Consider the following 19009-nt stretch of genomic DNA (forward strand, 5'->3'; position numbering starts at 1 on the left):
TTAGTAACACTATTTTTATCTTTTATGCTTTGCTCATGCAGCATAATGAAGCCAAAAAAGATAATTGTCAGCCAAGAGCAGGGAGATATATATAACAAAACAACTACACAAAAAACAATCCCTGTCGTAGTGGCTCTATTAAACAAAGCACGGGATGAGGGAAAAACCGACCCGGCAAAAGCGTCTGAAATTCTGGAAAGGGCTTTGCGCATAGACCCTAACAACGCGCAGACTTACTATGAACTTGCAAAGATAAAGAAAGAACAGGGGCTGTTTGTTCAAAGCAGGCAGTTGGCAGCAAAGGGAATCCTCCTGGCCGGCAACGATGCGGAGCTGAAAAACAAACTTCGTAATTTATTAAAATAACAGGCTTTACAAAAAAAGATTTATAAAAAAGCAAAATTTGTTACTTTTCAAGGTGTATTCCTTATTATTACAAGATTGGCATCTTTTATTTGTCGTTTACACTTTTGAAACCACAATGGAACATATATGCACATAGATAAGTTTATTTTTTTTAAAAAAAAAGTGTAAACTATTTTAAGTAATATGAAGTATGCCATAAGTTCCCTAAGTATTTAAAACTATAAATTTATCATTTTGACTGAAACTTATTGAGCCGGGATTTTTAAGTGAAACCTATTGTTGCCATAGTTGGAAGACCCAATGTCGGAAAGTCTACCTTTTTTAACCGCGTTACAAAAACCAAGGACGCTATAGTCGATAATTTTCCAGGAGTGACAAGAGACCGTCACTTTGGGGATGTTTTTTGGAACGATAAAGAGTTTACATTAATAGATACAGGAGGTTTTACAGACAGTAATAATGATGATTTTGCAATTCAGATACGTTTTCAGGTGCTATGCGCAATAGAGGATGCCGATGTAATAATAATTTTGTTTGACGGTAAAAATGGTGTTTCACCCTTTGACGCGAATATTGTTGATCTGCTGCGTGGTGCAAAAAAACCGGTGCTTTTTGTTGTGAACAAGATAGATGGATTGGAACAGGAAAAGAATATTTACGATTTTTACGATCTGGGGATAGAAAAGCTTTATCCCATATCATCCGAGCATGGATATGGAGTGCCCGATTTTCTTGACGATCTTATCTCGATATTGCCGGAATTTATCTCTGATTATTCAGATGATATGATAAGACTTGCGGTGGTGGGGAGACCCAATGTGGGGAAATCATCTCTGATAAATAAAATTCTTGGGGAAAAACGTCTTCTTGTAAGCAGTATTCCAGGGACGACAAGGGATTCGGTCGATTCGGTCGGTGTTATGGACGGCAAATCATATCTTTTTATAGATACCGCCGGGATTCGCCGTAAAGGACGGGTAAGTCAAAAAATTGAGAAGTTTTCTATAATCAAAGCCTTGAGAAGTCTGGACAGGTGTGATGTTGCCTTGATTGTAATCGATGCTCAGGAAGGCATCACAGATCAGGATATAACTATAGCAGGATATGCTTTTGAACGTAAATGCGGCTGTATTTTTATTCTGAATAAATGGGATCTTGTCGATAAAGAGGAGCATTCCGTAAAATCCTATTATGAAGATTTAAGGATGAATGCCAAGTTTTTCAGTTTTGCGCCGGCAATCACTATATCCGCCTTAACCGGTCGCAGGGTCGACAAGATTTCCAAACTCGTTGAAGAGGTTTATGCTCAGTACAAGGCACGTATCGGAACAGGAAAGCTAAACCGGCTGCTTGAACGCGCCGTTCAAAGGAATGAACCGTCTTTGCACAATGGGAGACGCATAAAATTCTATTATGCAACCCAGGCATCAACAAAACCTCCAACCTTTGTATGTTTTGTCAATTACCCGGATGCGGTCCATTTTTCATACAAACGTTATTTGATGAACAGAATCAGGGATGAATTCGGGCTTGAAAAGACTCCTGTAAGAATATTTTTCCGCGGCAGAAAAAGCATGTCTGCATCTGCTGTAAAAAAACGTAAAAAAAAATAACAGGGTATTTAAATTGGACATTTTTAAATATCATGCAGAAAAAGCCTCCGAAGCTTCAAGGCCGCTGGCAGACAGGATGCGACCGAAAAATCTGGACGAATTTTCAGGGCAGGCCCACATTGTTGGAAAAGGAGCCCTGATCCGTAATGCCATAGAGAATGACAAAATTTTTTCCATGATTTTGTGGGGGCCTCCGGGATGCGGAAAAACCACACTGGCCGGAATTGTTGCCGCCGAGACCAAATCCTGTTTTTTGGATTTCTCCGCAGTCCTTTCCGGGGTTAAACAGATAAGAGCGGTTATTGAAGAGGCGAAACAGCAGCAACAGCTCCATAGAAAAAGGACTATCCTTTTTGTGGATGAAATCCACCGGTTTAACAAGGCGCAGCAGGATGCATTTCTGCAGCATGTTGAGAGCGGTCTTATCACCCTAATCGGCGCCACAACCGAAAATCCTTCTTTTGAAGTTATACCCGCGCTTTTATCCAGATGCCGATTAATTGTCCTTGAACCTATCCCTTCTGATAATATAAAAAGCTTGCTTACCGCCGCCCTTAAAGATAAAAAAAAAGGCTTGGGCAAAGCGAATTTACGCATTACAGACGAAGCTTTAGACCATATCGCTATCATAGCTGACGGTGATGTGCGCCGGGCTTTAAACAGCCTTGAAATCTCAGCCGCCCTCTCCGCGGGGATGGCAGAAAATTTGCAAAAAAATTTGTATAAAGATAAAACAATCCAAATAACTTTGCAAACAGTGGAAAACGCTGTTCAAAAAACAGCCCTGAGCTATGACAAGAACGGCGAAGAACATTACAATATCATATCGGCATTTCACAAAAGCCTTCGCGGAAGTGATCCTGATGGCGCTGTTTACTGGCTGGGACGTATGCTGCAGGCAGGTGAGGACCCGCTTTATCCGGCCCGCAGGATGGTAAGATTTGCCTCCGAAGATGTCGGCAACGCAGATCCCCAAGCCCTTGGCGTGGCCTTGAGCGCCATGGAAGCATTCAGATTCCTTGGCCGGCCCGAAGGAGATCTCGCATTGTTCCAGGCAGCAGTATACCTTGCCGCTGCTCCCAAGAGTAATAGTATATATGCAACACACGGAATGGTAAAAGATGTTATAGATAAAACAGGCGCACTTCCTGTCCCTTTGCATATAAGAAACGCTCCCACAAAGCTGATGCGGGATATAGGTTACGGTAAAAACTATAAATACGCCCATGATTACCCGGGGGCATTTGTTGCACAGGAATATCTTCCTGAAAAACTCAGGGACAAAATTTTTTATATCCCCACAGAAAGGGGTTACGAAAAAGCAATAAAAGACAGGTTGGAGAACCTGCGTAAGATAAAAAACCGGCCATAGAATTCGTCTGCATTTTTTATTCAACCTCTATGTAACCGGGAAAGCGGAGCTATACATCGAAAGGTCGCAAATTGTGTATTGAAGGAGTTTTATGAAAAAAGCAATAATAACCGGAATTACAGGCCAAGACGGCGCGTATCTTGTCAAATTTCTACTCAACAAGGGATATGAAGTTCACGGCATAAAACGGAGGGCATCATCATTCAATACAGCGCGTGTTGATCATCTCTATGAAGATCCCCACGAAAAAGATGTCCATTTTTTCATGCACTACGGCGATTTGACCGACGCAACAAATCTTATCCGGATCATCCAGGAAATCAGACCTGATGAGATCTACAACCTTGCCGCCCAGAGTCATGTTCAGGTGTCATTTGAAACACCTGAATACACAGCTAATTCCGATGCTCTCGGCACACTGCGGCTGCTTGAAGCTATCCGTATCCTGGGACTGGAGCAAAAAACCCGTTTTTACCAGGCATCTACCAGTGAAATGTATGGCAATGTCCGGGAAATACCTCAAACAGAGACCACCCCTTTTTACCCCCGCAGTCCATATGGCGCCGCCAAGGTTTACGCGTACTGGATAACTGTTAACTATCGGGAGGCTTACAATATTTTCGCTTGCAACGGCATTCTTTTTAATCATGAGTCTCCCTTAAGAGGTGAAACCTTTGTAACCCGAAAAATAACCAGGGCTGTTGCCAGGATAAAATTAGGACTTCAGTCAAAACTCTACCTGGGAAACATTGATTCAAAACGTGACTGGGGGTTTGCCGGAGATTATATCAAAGCCATGTGGCTCATGCTGCAGCATGCGGAACCGGTCGATTTTGTAATCGCCACAGGAGAAACCCACTCAGTGCGGGAATTTGTTGAAAAATCTTTCATGGAAACAGGAACAGAGATATACTGGGAAGGAAAAGACGAAAACGAGCAAGGCAAAGATTCTAAGACAGGAAAAGTCCTTGTGGAAATCGATCCACGATATTTCAGGCCCACGGAAGTAGACTATCTGCTTGGTGATCCTTCCCGTGCCAAAAAGCTTCTGAGATGGGAAGCAAAGGTGTCTTTTGATGAACTCGTTAAAATAATGGTGCAGCAGGACCTTGGCGCAGCCGGTCAGGAACATCTGCTGCAAAAAGAAGGTTATAAAACATTTAACAATTTTGAGTAAAGCAATGAATAAGCAAGCAAGTATTTATATTGCCGGGCACAAAGGCCTGGTCGGTTCGGCAATAGTCCGCAGGCTTAAATTAAGCGGCTATAACAACCTGATTACGCGTACCCATAAAGAACTGGATATCACCCGCCAGGATCAAACAGAGTCATTTTTTAATGAAACAAAACCGGATTTTGTATTCCTGGCGGCAGCACGGGTCGGCGGAATTATCGGCAACAGCACATATCCGGCCGACTTTATATATGACAACCTGGCCATTCAAGCCAACGTAATACACACATCTTATATAAATAAAGTAAAAAAACTCCTTTTTCTTGGAAGCTCCTGCATATACCCCAGGAACTGTCCCCAGCCTATGCGTGAAGAACATCTCCTCTCCGGTTATCTTGAACCTACCAACGAACCCTATGCAGTCGCAAAAATCGCCGGAATAAAAATGTGTCAGTCTTATAACCGGCAATACGGAACTCAATATATCAGTATTATGCCGACCAACCTTTACGGCCCCCATGACAATTTCGATCTTGAGACCTCCCATGTACTGCCGGCCTTTATAAGAAAATTTCATGAAGCTAAAGCAGAAGGAAAAAGTGAAGTCGAAATATGGGGCACAGGAACACCCAAACGTGAATTATTGCATGTGGACGATTTGGCGGAGGCCTGTCTCTTTTTGATGAATAATTATAATGAATCTGAAATAATAAATGTCGGCTCCGGCATTGACATTACAATAAAAGAATTAGCTGAAAAAACGGCATCTATAACAGGCTACCGGGGCAAACTGTGCTTTGACACCTCAAAACCGGACGGCACACCTCTCAAGCTGCTCGATATCTCAAAAATCAAATCTCTCGGCTGGCAGGCCAGCATTGAATTAGACGATGGAATCAGAAATACATACCAGTGGTACAAAGAGAACCTTGATAAACTATAGTGGACCCCAAAAATGCGACAATATGTTAAGGTGTAATTCTAAACAAACAGGAGGAAGCAAATGAAAAAGAGAAAGAATTATACCAAAGACTTTAAGGCTCGGGTTGCGCTGGATGCCATAAAAGGCCAGAAGATAATAAATGAACTGGCAACTGAATATGGAGTCCATAGCAATCAAATCGGCCAGTGGAAGAAAAAACTGATTACTGAATCAACAGAAGTTTTTTCGCAAAACAGGGGTCGTGATGCAAAGGCTTATGAGGCTGAAAAAGATCGTCTATACCAACAGATCGGAAACAGCAATTCTAATTATGGCTTTAGTTGGAGCAAGATATTTGGGATATTTATTCCCCCTAACCATCATAACCAATAACACACTGTTTTAATTAAAAATAAAATCTATAAACAAACGCATAAGCTTGTGGTAACAAATAATGGGTAAGAACAATTAACTATTATCGGTTATCTTGGACTCATATTCGTTTGCCCCAAAATCAGGAAGCGAAAATAATCGCATCAACGCAACTGCCGGATATCTCTTTTGAGATGATGGTGCAGCAGCTTCGTATTGCGAGCCACAATTTTCCTGATAAGCGCATCGGTAGCAACATACAATACAGCATTGAGGATATAGCCCTTAGCGGTTTTTCGGTATTCTTTACGCAATCTCCTTCTTTTCTTGCCTCGATGATCTTCGCTCATACAACAACAATTTACTGTGTGCATAGTTGGGGAAGTTATTTCGTCCTCGTTCCTTACCACCTGAGTTTATTACCCCGCAGGACGGACATAAAAAACAAGACTGTGAAAATGCGGCAGCTAAACGCTGGTTAAACCAATTTGTTCCGCTTTATAAGGCATTTGGTATCACCATCTTAGGCGATGATTTATATTGTAAGCAATCGCTATGCAAATTGATTTTGCAGAACGGGCTTGATTTCATTCTTGTTTGCAAACCCGATTCTCATAAAACCCTTTACCAATGGGTTGAAGAACTTGATGGCCTGCAAGCTGTTGAAACGGTAGTGAAAAAAAGGTGGACAGGTTAAGGGCCAAATGTAGACCTGACCCCATTTTTCATTTTTTCTTGAGTTTTTGCGAACTTTGTGAGATAAAAAAAACAGGCCGTTTGGGTGGCAACGGTTACCCGCCTTTGCGGCAAACACAAAATAATTGTAAAACTAAAACATACCAAAATATAGAAACAAAATGAAAAGCAAACAAGACAAAGAAACCAGACTCGATCGAATAGAGAAGGGTATAGCATTGCTTCTTCAAGGAACCTCTGAATTGAGGGAGTCGCAAAAGAAGACCGATGCTCAGCAACGAAAAACCGATGCTCAGCAACGAAAAACTGATGCTTAGCAACGAAAAACCGATGCTCAACTGCAGAAGACCGATGCTCAACTGCAGAAGACCGATGCTCAACTGCAAGAGACCAATGCCCAGATAAAAAAGACCGAAAAACAGCTTGAAAAGACGATAATAAAGCTTGATGAAATTGGAAGGCAGTTAGGTGATCTTGGACTTGTGCAAGGTGAGGTAGCCGAGGATTTATTTTACAGAAATGTCCGTTATCTTTTCAAAAATGAGCGTGATATGATTTTTGCTGATGTGAAGAGAAATTTAAAAAGGAAGGGAGCCGGGGAATACGATATTGTGGCGGTAAATGGAGATTCTGTGCTGGTAATAGAGGTCAAAAACAAATTGCAAAAGCGGATGGTAGACAATTTTTTAGAAAAGAGACTACCTAAATTCATGGAAGTTTTTCCCGAGTTCCGGGGGCGCAAACTTTTTGGCGGGATTGGAGCATTGGTGGTGAAAAATGATGTAAGCCGTTACGCTGAGAAGGCGGGGCTATATGTGCTTACCCAGTCCAGTGAAGGGGGCGCGACCCTAACCAATCGCAAAAACTTCCGTGCAAAGGAATTCAGTTGATTGGCTGCAGACTAACTAAATCTAAAATTGAGAAAGTGAGTTACGCCTGCCAATATAAAAATAGCAAAGGGGAATTGATTTTCAGATACGATAATGCAAAACATAAGCCTGCCTTTCGGTTCCTTGAACACAACAACACAAAAGAATACGCCCATCGAGAGCTTTGCAAAGGTCTCGAAAAGAAACCAATAAAGCAACATAACGTCCCCCAGGCTGCCTTTAAGGTAACCGTTCACGGTTTACGGTTGAAAATAGAACGGTAACGCCGGCAACACCGGTTATATGGGAATCAATGGTAACAGTGGCAACACCGTAGAGACAAGGCATGCCTTGTCTCTACAGCCCGGCCGCCATCACCACAATTTCAACAACAACTCAACCATGGGAACGGAAACAGAAACTCTGACAAAAATGTTAGCCATAAACCGGCAACCGTGAACGGTTACCCTTTAAGATGTGACCCTGTTGTTTCCAGAGATCAAGCGGATGGTGTTGAAATTAGAAGAATAAACATCTGTGTGGTTCTGCGGTTAATTCTAATTTTTTGGATTTAAAATGGTTAGCATGACTTGACTACTAAACGTTTTAAAGGAAGTTACTTGTTTCAGGGCAGACTAAGGGTCAAACGTAGACCTGACCCCATTTTTTGTGGAGGATAACTATGCAGGATATACTAAATCGGATCACCTTTAATAAAGACATTCTTTGTGGAAAACCTCTTATTCGCGGCCTGAGAATATCTGTTGAAATGATATTGGAGCTATTGGCCAGAGGGGTTACAGAAGAAGAGATTCTACAAGACTATCCCCAACTTGAACCGGATGATCTTCGTGCTGCATTGCTCTATGCTCATCATATGGTGGCCAGAGAGAATGTTTTTGATCGAGTTGCAGTTGGATAAGCGCTATGAATTTTTTGTTGGATGTAAACGCAAGTGGGGCCGTAGCTCGTTGGTTGATTCACCTGGGGTATGACGTAGCCGAGGTCGGTCAGAAAGACCCAAGAATGAGTGACAATGAGATTTTGAGCTGGGCTGTGAGGGAGAGCAGGATTATTGTTACGACAGACAACGATTTTGAGGAAATGATCTGGCGACAAGGGAAACCACATTGTGGTGTCTTACGTTTGGAAAATCTGCCACGGTCTGAGAGAATAGCGCTCTTGCATGATGTGCTTGATCGTCATAGCCAGGATTTGGAATCCGGAGCCATTGTTATTGCATTAACCATAAAATTCCGTGTCCGGAAGCCGTAGGCTGATTATCATTTATTACTTTTTTCTGGAAAGTAATGAATGATAAAAGAAAATCCCAATAATCCCGCCTGCCACGTAGGTGGGAACCATCGTACTGAGGTTAACCCTGTCTGATAAAAAATAAGTTTAAAAGTTAAGAGCCCCCTGTCGTCTTTGAGCTACAGGTTTAATGCACTAATCAAGACGCGGCCCCAATTGTTCTCCGTCGGCCGAAGGTTTTGGCCGATAAGGCAGTGAAATTATTTCTGCGGGAAACTATAGAAAAACAATTAAACACAAAAAAGTTACGCTCAAGTTATTTACTTATTTAAGGACGTACCCGTCCCAAGTCCCGTCCCCAAGTCCACAGGAGTGAAAAACGATGGCCTATAATCGTGTTGAAAAGAAAATAACGCAAAATAAGCGGGTTAAGGGTAAGCTGAATAAAATAAAAAAGTGAATATTGAATATTTAAGATGTGACCCCTTTTTCCTCTCTTTGTTAGTACTCAAATAATTAATGAAATGTGTGTGAACTTAATAAAAAAAGTAAATTTTCCGGAAGGAAAAATTCAGCATTTAATTGAATCACTATACAAAAAATATCCAGTATTTGAGTTATTTCAAGATATACTGTTAAAGGCATCAAAGATACGCGCTGATAAGAGCTTTTCTTTCCGGGACAGCGTTGTTGCAGCCAGCGCCCTGGATTGTGATGCAAATTATTTGATTTCGGAAGATATGCAGGATGGATTTATCCTGGAGAATAAACTTGCAATCATAAACCCATTCATCTGAATCAATATTCAATTTTTTTACATAGAACTCCACCAGGCGATAAAAAAAGACTCCCATCTTTACAAGATTGATGTAACCAAGGTGCGTACAAAAATAAGTTCGGAATTTTAAGCGTTGAGGCGCCTGGCCGGCAAGGCGCGAAAGCGTTTAAGGTATTTTTGACAGCCTGTTGCGCTCAAGCCGCCAGGTATGCCAGGAACTGAAAAAATAAACCTATAATCCGAGTTTCGCATTGTTGGTTGATTCAGGACAGACTAAGGGTCAAACGTAGACTTGACCCGTTTTTTTTTAATTGAATCACTTAAACCAATGGACGTCCCCCTGCATGCCTTGACGTTTTGAGGCCTGTGTATTACATAAAGAAAGGAAAATGTAATATCGAATAATTAATATGCATAGTTATGATGTTAAAAAGATAAGCAAGTTTATGGGATAAAGATAAGTAAGGTGTCCCCGGAATTCCTCCAAACTGCAAACAAAATTAAACGACTATGACAGGGTTTCAGGCGTAAGGTACTATAATGATTAAAAAGGTAGTTAAAATAAGAAATATAAATGATAAAAGTTTGCTTTTAGATGATTTAGAGTATTGGTTGAGCAAATCACATGAAGAAAGAGTAGCAGCGGTTGATTATTTGAGGAGACAATTTCATGGAGGTTCAGAAAGACTTCAAAGAGTTGTTAGAGTTATTCAACGTACATAAAGTTAAATATCTTATAGTGGGAGATTATGTAGTGGGAGGTTATGCACTTGCCTATCATGGCGCTCCGAGATATACTGGAGATATAGATATGTTTGTTAAGCCCGATATGGAGAATGCACTGAACATTTTAAAAGCGCTCAAAGAATTTGGTTTTGGCTCGGTTGGTTTAAAGCCTGAAGATTTTTAAAGTCCTGGTAAAGTTATTCAATTAGGTTATCCACCTGTGCGTATAGATATTATCACATCAATATCAGGTATATCATCATGGGACAAGGCTTTTAAAGAATGCGATAAAGGCAAATATGGTGATGTTCCGGTATGTTATATTGGGCGTGATCATTATGTTCTGAATAAAAGAGTTTCCGGCAGAAAAAAAGACCTTGCTGATTTAGAGGCGCTTGGTGAATAAGGGCACAAGTCACCAGCGCCTCCCCATTACATCCAGGGCTTGAATAATTAATATTTAAGAAGTGACCCTGTTGTTTTCTTGTTTCCCCCATGTTAATGAGAAGCGAAGCGTATGTGACATATGTCAACAATTCTTAAAAGACTGTTCGATAAAAAATATAAAATTAATTGACATCCTTCATTAAGGGGCAAAAGTAATTTACACTTTTCGAAAATGATATTTGATTTTATTAACTATTTACTGAATTATAATAAATTTGATGGAGTAAGCATTTTAGCCCTGAAAGGGCGTTACATACCAGCCCAGAGCGCTGCTCTGGGCTGGTATGTCTAACCCCTACAGGGTTTTTGACTAAAGTGTAAACTAAATTTGAAGGATGCCAAAATGTTGCTTATTTTTAAATTGGAATTCTCCAATTCACGCTGAACCAAGACACAAATAAGTTAATAAGTATTTTGAGAGCCTGAAAGTCGGGGAGAAGGTTATGTTTAATTTATTTATAACGTCCCCGCAATTTTTCAAATAATCTGTAAATTCACAGGGATGCTCATTAATGAACTTCAACGGGAGCAAATTAATTTAAAACCTTAAAAAATTATTGGGATAAAAATAAGTAAGGTGTCCCCGGAATTCTCATTTCTTTCCAGATTTCAGTGTGATAAGGAAGGCAAAATTTTTAAAAAGAGGAGAAAAGTCTCATGAAGTATAGAGTAAATCTCAAAAAGACAGAAGAAGGTTACTCTATCCGGGTTCCCGGACTACCTGGCTGCTGGTCTCAAGGAAAGTCAGAAGCTGAGGCGTTGGAAAATGTCAAAGACGCCATTAGAGCCTATTTGGAAACCGTTGATAAACTTACTGATGATAAGGAAACTCGGTACGTAGAAATCGCCTATGCCTAAGTTGTCAGGAATAAATCATCAGAGAGCGGTGAAGGCTTTTAAAAAGACAGGGTTTTGGATTGTCAGGCAGGGTAAGCACATTGCAATGACCAACGGCGATAGAATTATCACCATTCCTAGAGCGAACCCAGTAGATGCCTACACTATGGCTGGTATTGTTAGGGATGCCGATCTGAGCATTGATAAATTCAAGAACCTGCTTTGAAAGATGAATTCTTTCTTCGCGCCTTCGCCTGCCCTGTGGAATCCGAAGGCCATTCCTCCGAGGTAGGTTCGGGAAATCGTACTGGGGCGGTTCAAAAAACAAAAATAAAAACGAAACGCGCAATTTCAACCTCGTCCCCCTTTTAGTCCCTGAAGTAGTTTCGGTTGAAGAAGCTAATAGAAAATTATGCAGAATGTTTACTGTCATCTTGTTGTTATTGATAGTCACAAATTTCGTTTTCGACCCTTACTTTTTTTGCTATAACACTCGAAGCCAAAGGCTGATTGCTTTTTTTACAGTTTTATCAGGAAACTGAGAAAGCAAAAAAATCTTTACCCGGTTAAACTCATGTTAATGAGAAGCGAAGCGTATGTGACATGTGTCAATAATTCTTAAAAGACTGTTCGATAAAAAATATAAAATTAATTCATGTTGTTGTTCGCAGGCAGGCTAAGGGTCAAGCGTAGACCTGACTCCATTTTTATCAGAGCAATAAAATGTTTCGCCGTGCGGTTGAAAGAGAGTTCGAAATCATAGGAGAAGCAATGAACAGGATTGCCTAAATTGATGATGAAATAAATATTTCGACTAAAAAGCAAATTATCAGTATGCGGAATCGAGTAATTCATGGTTATGATAAAATTGACGATGCAATAGTTTGGGGAACAATTATAAGGCATTTGCCAATCCTTAAAAAAGAGGTAACCGTTCACGGTTATAGGTTCACAGTCAACGGTTGAAAAATACAGCAGGTTTCGGTGGATTCGCTTCGCTTAATCCACCCTACAAACTTACGTTGCTCTTGAACCGTAGGGTGGATTAAGGAGCGTAAGCGACGAATCCACCAAAGTAGCTGTCCCGCCTTACGTTGATGGCCTGAGATTCAATTTATAAACAGGAAATTATGCCGCTTGTAACCGTGAACGGTTACAAAAAGAGATTCAAAGTTTAATCGATTAATCAATGTCATTAACCTTCAAAGGGCAGGATTCCCAAGGCAGAAATCAAGCGGGTGGTGTTGAATTTAGCGGAATAAATATTTGCGTGGTTCTGCGGTCAATTCTATTTTTGGGAATGAAATATTTTTAATTTCAAATTGTTATCATGACCTGATCCCTAAACATTCTGAAAAAAGTTGCTTGTTTCAGGGCAGACTAAGGGTCAAACGTAGACCTGACCCCATTTTAACATATGTCACGCCCTTTCAGGGCTAATATTCATTATCTATAACACCCAGAGCGCTGCTCTGGGCTGGTATGTCTAACCCCTACAGGGTTTTTGACTAAAGTGTAAACTAAATTTGAAGGATGCCAAATAATTAACAAGTAACCAGCGTCCTCTGAGATGAGAAGCATAGGAAGGACAAAGCACCTTATGAAAACAATGATGAAAATTCCCTTAGTTCTTGAACCACAAAAGGAAGGCGGTTGGACAATAACCAGTCCTTTGGTTCCTGAATTGGTGACAGAAATCGATGACATCGATGATCTGAATTCATGTGTTCACGATGCACTTGCCGCTGTCATCGAACTATACCAGGATATGGGAAAACAATTTCCTGCGAATTTACGAGCAAATAACGCTGAGGCTCCTGTATGGTTTGAGTCTTTGATTATGGCTGAAGGATGAATTACAGAGAGTTCACAAAAAAGCTGCTGGCAATTGGATGTCGTGAAATAAAGCGTCGTGGCGGCGGATCGCATCGGAAATGGTTTAACCCAGCTACAGAAAGAGGAACAACCATTCCGGATTGGGGCCGAAAGGATTTGAAAGCAGGCACAATCTCAGCAGTTTGCAGACAGCTTGGGATTGATAAAAACTCCTTGTGATAAATGATACGTGGGCAGAAGCAACAAAAGCACAAACGTCCCTATGTTTTCCCACGATGAATTTATCTCGCGAATGAGAGATATTGACCTATGACAAAACAATCACATGATCACAATTTCAAAAACCTGTTTTTAGATTTTCCAAAGGAAACCTTAGAGTGGCTTTTCCCCCAGGCACAGCAAAATTGGGGTCAGGTGCGTAAAGTTGAGTTTGCTCGTCAGGAACCTAAAAAGCATAAACTCCCTGATCCGGGCTTATCATTAGACATGCCTATTTTGTTTTCTTTTGAAAATCAGCAACTGCTTTTGTGGTTGGTTGAGTTTCAGGAAGACAAGGCAAAATTTTCAATCTATAAGTTGCTGCGTTATACGACAGACCTGATGGAGGCTCACCCACAGGCATTGGTAATACCAACGGTTTTATTTACTGATCGTACAAACTGGCGTAAAGATGTTGCCCGCAAACTGCAAACAAAATTAAACGACCGGTTGTTCCTTCATTTCGAATATATGTTTTTCAAACTATTTGACTTCAATGCGCGAGATTATTACAATATAAACAATCCTGTGGTTAAAATATTACTGCCGAAAATGAATTATAAAAAGGATGAAAGAATAGAGGTGATAAGGCAGGCATACTCAGGATTATTTCAACTTGCTTCCCGCGTGCTTTTTGATAAGTATGTTGATTTTATTGATGTGTATGCGGAAGTAAGCAAAAAAGAACAGGAAAACCTGTATCGTGAAATAATTCAGCATGAGGAGACAGCCATGTTAGCACAATATATTAGAGAAAAAGGAATGCAGCAGGGAATGCAGCAGGGAATGCAGCAGGGAATAATTCAAAAAGCAAAAGAAGACATTATTGATGCTCTTGAATTACGTTTCGGGGAAATTTCACCTGAAATTATTGATAAAATAAATCAGACAAATGACCCCGCAAAATTAAAAGAGCTTCATAGGAAGGCTATACAGATAAAAGAAATTGATAGTTTTGGCTTTATCTGCTGATTCAGTTTGCAGAATTAAAATCAGGGTAAATGCAGTTAAAAAAGCAGAAGCTTCTTGATGAATAAGATCACAAGCCACCAGCGCCCCCCCATTACATCCAAGACTCGAATAATTAATATTTAGTGCCTGAAGGAAAACTATCTATCATGTTGATAAAATAACTATTTCCAGCTTTTTTTCTAAACAAAGATTTAAAGCGATTAGCTTTTAGGCGTTAGGTATTAGCTCTAAACATGTTCTATTTTTTCTTTAACACCTAAAACCTAACATCTAACACCTAAAACTTCATTTAAATAAACAAACAATAACACCTTGTTTTGTTTTGTTTTGATTAATAGGGTTTTCGTTTAAGCACTATTTAGTATCCGCTGAATTTCGATAATAACATAGTATATCAGCATTGTTCATATATTAATCATAGAGAATTTTAATCTAAAATTTTAAGCTCATTTGTGGTATTTTAATTGAATTTTGGTAAAAAACGGCAAATTGTTAACACCTATAGACGCACCTCTCCTATCCGCATATTTTTTAAAATCAACTATTTTTGATAAAATCCTTGTTCGGCTTATGCCAGCCCGAGTTTCATCAGTTTTTTTTCTTCAATCTTTTCTCCCATTAGAAGCTGAATAAACTTTTTAAGATTATAAGCGGTTTGACAAAGCAATGACCATATACGGTCTCCTTCAAATCCTCTATAAAGACTGCATCCAAAACCTCTAATATTTTTTGCAATAGCTATGAAACCTTCTGTTGCTGAACGGGCTTTACAGCAAAAACTCTGTTTTTCTTCGGATACATCTTTTTTACGCCCCAAAAAAACGTTACTGATATTGTCTGCAATTTTAAAATTACCATTGCTTCTGTAACCAAGGTCGGTAATAATATTTTCCGGTTCGCCTTTCATCCGTTTTTTGAACTGTTCGAGTGTTCCAGCAAAAAGCGTTTTATCATTTGGATTACCGATAAAATTTTCAATGGTAATCATGAATCCTTCCCTATTGAAAGTCATTTCCATTGTTGTGCCGAATTCACACTTCGGATGCTCTTTTCCTTTTACAATCGGGCGGGCATCCGGTTCATCAATGGATACAATCCGGTTTTTTATCTGTTTTTTACCTTCGAGTTTTTCTAAGGTTTGTGCTTCAAGAATAGTAAGAATAGCAAACATATTGTCAGCTTTTATTTGTTTTTTCTTTGTGGTCTTTAATGATTCAACTTTTTTATCAAATATTTTTAGAGCAGGAATAAATAATATATTAAATTTGAGTAACCATTCCAAACGGTTTTGTTTTTTGTTCAAAAAAAATTCTCGCCATAATTTTTTTACTTCATTATTGTCCCACCACAAGGAGATTTGATGCAAAACGGCAAATTGTTTCATTTTGTCAAAAGCTTTAAAAATTAAATGTACATCATTTGGATAGATAACGTTATTTTTCAATACGCTTGAATCTATCATAGCATTATCACCCTGTATTATCCCAGCTTTGCGTAGAACCTCAAAAACTTCTTTTTCTATAATTTCAACACCTTCTTCACCTATACGTTTTCGAAATACACATATAGAACTCGGATCCAGGCATGTTTGCAATTCCTCATTTGTGATGTTACAAAAATATTGAATATAGTGGTTTTCTTTTATATGCTTAACCATTTGCCTATCACTTAATTGATAGTATTTTATACAAATCAAAATCGCTGTCATCATCCTGAGAGATTTTCCAAAAGCACCCTGACTGGTGTTATAAAATTTACACAACTTTGTAATCATTTTTTGCCATGGAATTATCCCACGGATAATAACCAATTCCTGAACTGGATTGGTTATATTTGCTTTCACCCATTCATCAGAAAGAACTTCTTCAAAAGTATTTTTTATCATCAGAATACCTCCTATCCTTTTTAGAGTGCTTAAAATACCATTTAGCTGCAATTTAAAAAATGGCATATACTGCTATGGATAGCAAAGCATTTCTTTCATAAAAAAGAAATTCAGCAGATACTATTTAAGATGTGACCTTGTTTTGTTCCCCAAATTCGCATTATCTTTCCGTAGCAAGTTATTTACTTATTTAGTGTCCATCCATAAATGGCTATTTATGGATGGACACTATTTATGGAACCTCCCGCAGGCCTGGCATGCCCATGTTGGTTGTTTCAGAGCAGACTAAGGGTCAACATGACCCCATTTTCTCCGACGACCTGCCCCTGCCACCTTGACATTTTGAAGCCTGTGTATTACATAAATAAAGAAAAACGTAATACTGGAGAATTAATATGCCTATAGTAACGTCGACAATAAAGGGTCAAATTGTTATTCCCGCAGAGATTCGGGCGAGATTTAAGATCAAGAAGGGCACGCAAGTCAACGTCTATGACGATGGAGAAAGAATCATAGTGGAGCCTATTGCAGACGATCCAATCCAGGAAGGGCGGGGGATGTTGAAGACAAAAGGAATGATTTTGAGAAGCCTTGTAGCGGACAGGAAAAAAGAGGCGGAATTGTGAAGAAATATGTAATGGACAGTTTTGCGATGATTGCCTTTTTCGAAGATGAACCCGGAGCTGAAAAAGTAGCGCTGATTTTGAAGTCAATAATGGATCGGAAAGCTAAGGCTTACATGTCGGTGATCAACTGGGGTGAGATCTATTATAATACTCTGAGAGAGCAAGGAGTTGAAACTGCAGAGAAGGTTGTTGGACAACTCAAACAATATCCTATTGAAATAGTAGATGCTGATCAAAAGTTGATTTACGAAGCAGCCAAATTAAAAGGCAGTTACAAGATAGCTTATGCCGATTGTTTTGCTGCGGCCCTTTCATATAGATTAAAAGGAGTAGTAGTTACCGGTGATCCTGAATTCAAGAAGCTCGGAGACAAATATTCGATTCAATGGCTTAAGACCAGGCATTCATAGCGGGTTAGCACAAGTCAACCCAATAAACCATGGCGCCAACAAACCCTTGAACCTTACCCCATATTTTACCGATAACGGGAAAAATAAACTTATAAACCGTGCCCGTATTGTTGCTTGATTCAGGACAGGCTAAGGGTCAAACGTAGACTTGATAATCATATAAAGGTCATAGCGAAATTCGATAGGTTTTTGTTTAACTCATGCTGTGGGGACTCTGTCCCCCAGACCCCCTGGGATTTTTCGCTTATGGTCTTCCGAATGGGGATAAAAAAAAGGAAGGACACGGCAATGCCCTCCACATTCGTATAGACGCCTTGCAGCGCTCGGGTTGCTTCCCAGCATTGCCCTATCCTCTGCAAAGTAAAAATATAATATCACAAGAGGTTGTAATTACAAATAAATAGTAAAAATCAGGAAAAAGATTGACACCTCCTTATCCATAGTAAAACCATGGAACCAGAATATTAATTCAAATAGGATTTCGGAGGTGTCGGATGAAAACATACGCTGGAATAGATTTACATTCAAGTAATAATTATATTGTTGTTATCAATGAGAATGATAAACGGCTCTTTGAAAAACGATTACCAAACACTCTTGAAGCTATAGCGCCGGCATTGGAGCAGTTTAAAGAAACACTAACCGGTGTAGTTGTTGAATCTACCTATAATTGGTACTGGCTGGTTGATGGTTTACAAGATATCGGATATAATATGCACTTGGCAAATTCCGGCAAATTCCGCCGCTATTCAGCAATATAGTGGACTCAAACACGCAGGTGATAAGTGGGATTCTTTCTGGCTGGCACATATATTCCGTTTAGGCATACTTCCTGAAGGCTATATTTATCCTAAAGAATTTCGAGCTGTAAGGGATTTATTGAGACGAAGACTTTTATACGTCAAGCAAAGAACAACACATATTTTGAGCCTTCAAAGTATGATTACAAGAAATCTTGGATTAAGAATGTCAGGAAATGCGATCAAAAAACTAAAAACAGAAGATGCCGAAGAACTATTTACTGATTCGTATCTGGTGTTTACAGCTCAACAAAACATTAAAACAATAGAATTTCTCAAAAATATTATCAAAGATATTGAAAAAAAAGTTCTGAAAGTAGCTGAATTAGCACCTGAATTCATAAAACTCAAGACATTTCCGGGTATAGGTAAAATCCTTGGACTTACAATTATGCTTGAAGTAGGTGATATTAAAAGATTCTCTAAAGTAGGAGCCTATTCGTCTTATTGCCGATGTGTGAAGAGCGAAAGGATCTCCAACGGTAAAAAAAAGGCGAAAATAATAAAAAAAATGGGAATAAATACCTCTCCTGGGCTTATGTTGGAGCTGCGAACTTTGCTATACGATTCAGTCCTGAGGCACAAAGATTTTATCAGCGAAAAAAAGCAAAGAGAAATGGAATAGTGGCAATCAAAGCATTAAGCAATAAAATTGCAAGAGCTTCATATTATGTAATGCGAGATCAGGTGGATTATGACGTAGAGTATCTTTTTAGAAAATAAGTTCGGGAACAGAAGTGAACCGGAATTGGGGTTGATTTTAATTCATAAGACTTGATTGGCAGCTTCTGTTTCC

At 39.5% G+C, this 19009-nt stretch carries 26 protein-coding genes; 24 read left to right on the top strand and 2 right to left on the bottom strand.

Annotated elements, in window-relative coordinates:
- Positions 1 to 45: 45 nt before the first annotated feature.
- The 6 genes from BuS5_RS05700 to BuS5_RS05725 all read left to right on the top strand — a co-directional run bounded on the left by BuS5_RS05700 (position 46) and on the right by BuS5_RS05725 (position 5840).
- Entirely contained in the window at positions 46 to 366 is a 321-nt protein-coding gene (locus tag BuS5_RS05700) for a tetratricopeptide repeat protein (RefSeq protein WP_198012153.1), read from the top strand.
- Positions 367 to 632: 266 nt separating this feature from the next.
- A complete protein-coding gene (der, locus tag BuS5_RS05705) occupies positions 633 to 1979 on the top strand; it encodes a ribosome biogenesis GTPase Der (protein WP_051374498.1) in 1347 nt (448 codons plus the stop codon).
- A gap of 13 nt (positions 1980 to 1992) precedes the next feature.
- Positions 1993 to 3351 carry a replication-associated recombination protein A gene (locus BuS5_RS05710; RefSeq protein WP_027352578.1) on the top strand — a complete coding sequence of 453 codons (1359 nt, stop codon included), beginning with the start codon at positions 1993 to 1995 and terminating at the stop codon, positions 3349 to 3351.
- A 91-nt stretch (positions 3352 to 3442) separates the two neighbouring features.
- Positions 3443 to 4528, top strand: a complete 1086-nt coding sequence (gene gmd / locus BuS5_RS05715) for a GDP-mannose 4,6-dehydratase (RefSeq protein ID WP_027352579.1) — start codon at positions 3443 to 3445, stop codon at positions 4526 to 4528.
- Positions 4529 to 4532: 4 nt separating this feature from the next.
- The gene (fcl, locus tag BuS5_RS05720) at positions 4533 to 5468 is read left to right on the top strand and encodes a GDP-L-fucose synthase (RefSeq protein WP_027352580.1); all 936 of its coding nucleotides are present in this window, start codon (positions 4533 to 4535) and stop codon (positions 5466 to 5468) included.
- A 60-nt stretch (positions 5469 to 5528) separates the two neighbouring features.
- Positions 5529 to 5840 carry a transposase gene (locus BuS5_RS05725; protein WP_274428077.1) on the top strand — a complete coding sequence of 104 codons (312 nt, stop codon included), beginning with the start codon at positions 5529 to 5531 and terminating at the stop codon, positions 5838 to 5840.
- Positions 5841 to 5983: 143 nt separating this feature from the next.
- Here BuS5_RS05725 and BuS5_RS05730 read toward each other — a convergent pair whose 3' ends face one another.
- Positions 5984 to 6169, bottom strand: a complete 186-nt coding sequence (locus tag BuS5_RS05730; RefSeq protein WP_274428078.1) for a hypothetical protein — start codon at positions 6167 to 6169, stop codon at positions 5984 to 5986.
- A 26-nt stretch (positions 6170 to 6195) separates the two neighbouring features.
- On the opposite strand from BuS5_RS05730, the gene BuS5_RS05735 reads away from it, so the two are divergent.
- The 14 genes from BuS5_RS05735 to BuS5_RS05785 all read left to right on the top strand — a co-directional run bounded on the left by BuS5_RS05735 (position 6196) and on the right by BuS5_RS05785 (position 14492).
- Positions 6196 to 6516 (top strand): hypothetical protein, encoded by a 321-nt coding sequence (locus tag BuS5_RS05735; protein ID WP_274428079.1) that lies wholly within the window; start codon positions 6196 to 6198, stop codon positions 6514 to 6516.
- A 481-nt stretch (positions 6517 to 6997) separates the two neighbouring features.
- A complete protein-coding gene (locus tag BuS5_RS05740) occupies positions 6998 to 7405 on the top strand; it encodes a hypothetical protein (RefSeq protein ID WP_274428080.1) in 408 nt (135 codons plus the stop codon).
- Positions 7402 to 7668, top strand: coding sequence for a toxin-antitoxin system TumE family protein (locus tag BuS5_RS05745; protein WP_035266470.1), 267 nt, complete (start codon positions 7402 to 7404; stop codon positions 7666 to 7668). Before BuS5_RS05740 ends, BuS5_RS05745 begins: the two co-directional genes overlap by 4 nt.
- 398 nt (positions 7669 to 8066) lie before the next feature.
- On the top strand, positions 8067 to 8306 hold the full coding sequence (locus BuS5_RS05750; protein WP_027354977.1) for a DUF433 domain-containing protein: 240 nt from the start codon (positions 8067 to 8069) through the stop codon (positions 8304 to 8306).
- Positions 8307 to 8311: 5 nt separating this feature from the next.
- Entirely contained in the window at positions 8312 to 8659 is a 348-nt protein-coding gene (locus BuS5_RS05755) for a DUF5615 family PIN-like protein (protein ID WP_027354978.1), read from the top strand.
- Between the two features lie 509 nt (positions 8660 to 9168).
- Positions 9169 to 9435, top strand: a complete 267-nt coding sequence (locus BuS5_RS05760) for a hypothetical protein (RefSeq protein ID WP_051375161.1) — start codon at positions 9169 to 9171, stop codon at positions 9433 to 9435.
- 651 nt (positions 9436 to 10086) lie between these two features.
- Positions 10087 to 10326: a hypothetical protein gene (locus BuS5_RS05765; protein WP_198012326.1), complete on the top strand. Its 240-nt coding sequence runs from the start codon at positions 10087 to 10089 to the stop codon at positions 10324 to 10326.
- Between the two features lie 36 nt (positions 10327 to 10362).
- Positions 10363 to 10548 carry a hypothetical protein gene (locus tag BuS5_RS05770; protein WP_198012327.1) on the top strand — a complete coding sequence of 62 codons (186 nt, stop codon included), beginning with the start codon at positions 10363 to 10365 and terminating at the stop codon, positions 10546 to 10548.
- Positions 10549 to 11246: 698 nt separating this feature from the next.
- On the top strand, positions 11247 to 11447 hold the full coding sequence (locus BuS5_RS05775) for a type II toxin-antitoxin system HicB family antitoxin (protein WP_027354979.1): 201 nt from the start codon (positions 11247 to 11249) through the stop codon (positions 11445 to 11447).
- Positions 11440 to 11652, top strand: coding sequence for a type II toxin-antitoxin system HicA family toxin (locus BuS5_RS20385; protein ID WP_027354980.1), 213 nt, complete (start codon positions 11440 to 11442; stop codon positions 11650 to 11652). Before BuS5_RS05775 ends, BuS5_RS20385 begins: the two co-directional genes overlap by 8 nt.
- A gap of 602 nt (positions 11653 to 12254) precedes the next feature.
- A complete protein-coding gene (locus BuS5_RS20390; RefSeq protein WP_369707430.1) occupies positions 12255 to 12392 on the top strand; it encodes a HepT-like ribonuclease domain-containing protein in 138 nt (45 codons plus the stop codon).
- Between the two features lie 634 nt (positions 12393 to 13026).
- Positions 13027 to 13281: a type II toxin-antitoxin system HicB family antitoxin gene (locus tag BuS5_RS05780; RefSeq protein ID WP_274428081.1), complete on the top strand. Its 255-nt coding sequence runs from the start codon at positions 13027 to 13029 to the stop codon at positions 13279 to 13281.
- Complete coding sequence (locus tag BuS5_RS20395) at positions 13278 to 13481, top strand: type II toxin-antitoxin system HicA family toxin (protein WP_443112706.1); 204 nt, start codon at positions 13278 to 13280, stop codon at positions 13479 to 13481. Before BuS5_RS05780 ends, BuS5_RS20395 begins: the two co-directional genes overlap by 4 nt.
- Before the next feature lie 90 nt (positions 13482 to 13571).
- On the top strand, positions 13572 to 14492 hold the full coding sequence (locus tag BuS5_RS05785; RefSeq protein ID WP_274428082.1) for a hypothetical protein: 921 nt from the start codon (positions 13572 to 13574) through the stop codon (positions 14490 to 14492).
- Between the two features lie 568 nt (positions 14493 to 15060).
- Here BuS5_RS05785 and BuS5_RS05790 read toward each other — a convergent pair.
- Positions 15061 to 16377, bottom strand: coding sequence for a transposase (locus tag BuS5_RS05790; protein WP_274427662.1), 1317 nt, complete (start codon positions 16375 to 16377; stop codon positions 15061 to 15063).
- A gap of 395 nt (positions 16378 to 16772) precedes the next feature.
- Between BuS5_RS05790 and BuS5_RS05795 the strand changes: the two genes are divergently transcribed.
- From BuS5_RS05795 to BuS5_RS05810, 4 genes are all read left to right on the top strand, one after another.
- Positions 16773 to 17003, top strand: coding sequence for an AbrB/MazE/SpoVT family DNA-binding domain-containing protein (locus BuS5_RS05795; protein ID WP_274428083.1), 231 nt, complete (start codon positions 16773 to 16775; stop codon positions 17001 to 17003).
- Positions 17000 to 17413, top strand: coding sequence for a type II toxin-antitoxin system VapC family toxin (locus BuS5_RS05800; RefSeq protein WP_274428084.1), 414 nt, complete (start codon positions 17000 to 17002; stop codon positions 17411 to 17413). Before BuS5_RS05795 ends, BuS5_RS05800 begins: the two co-directional genes overlap by 4 nt.
- 494 nt (positions 17414 to 17907) lie before the next feature.
- The gene (locus BuS5_RS05805) at positions 17908 to 18174 is read left to right on the top strand and encodes an IS110 family transposase (protein ID WP_274428085.1); all 267 of its coding nucleotides are present in this window, start codon (positions 17908 to 17910) and stop codon (positions 18172 to 18174) included.
- A 178-nt stretch (positions 18175 to 18352) separates the two neighbouring features.
- Positions 18353 to 18838, top strand: a complete 486-nt coding sequence (locus BuS5_RS05810; protein WP_274428086.1) for a transposase — start codon at positions 18353 to 18355, stop codon at positions 18836 to 18838.
- The last annotated feature ends 171 nt before the right edge of the window (positions 18839 to 19009 follow it).

Source organism: Desulfosarcina sp. BuS5, assembly GCF_028752835.1.
Taxonomy (GTDB): Bacteria; Desulfobacterota; Desulfobacteria; order Desulfobacterales; family BuS5; genus BuS5.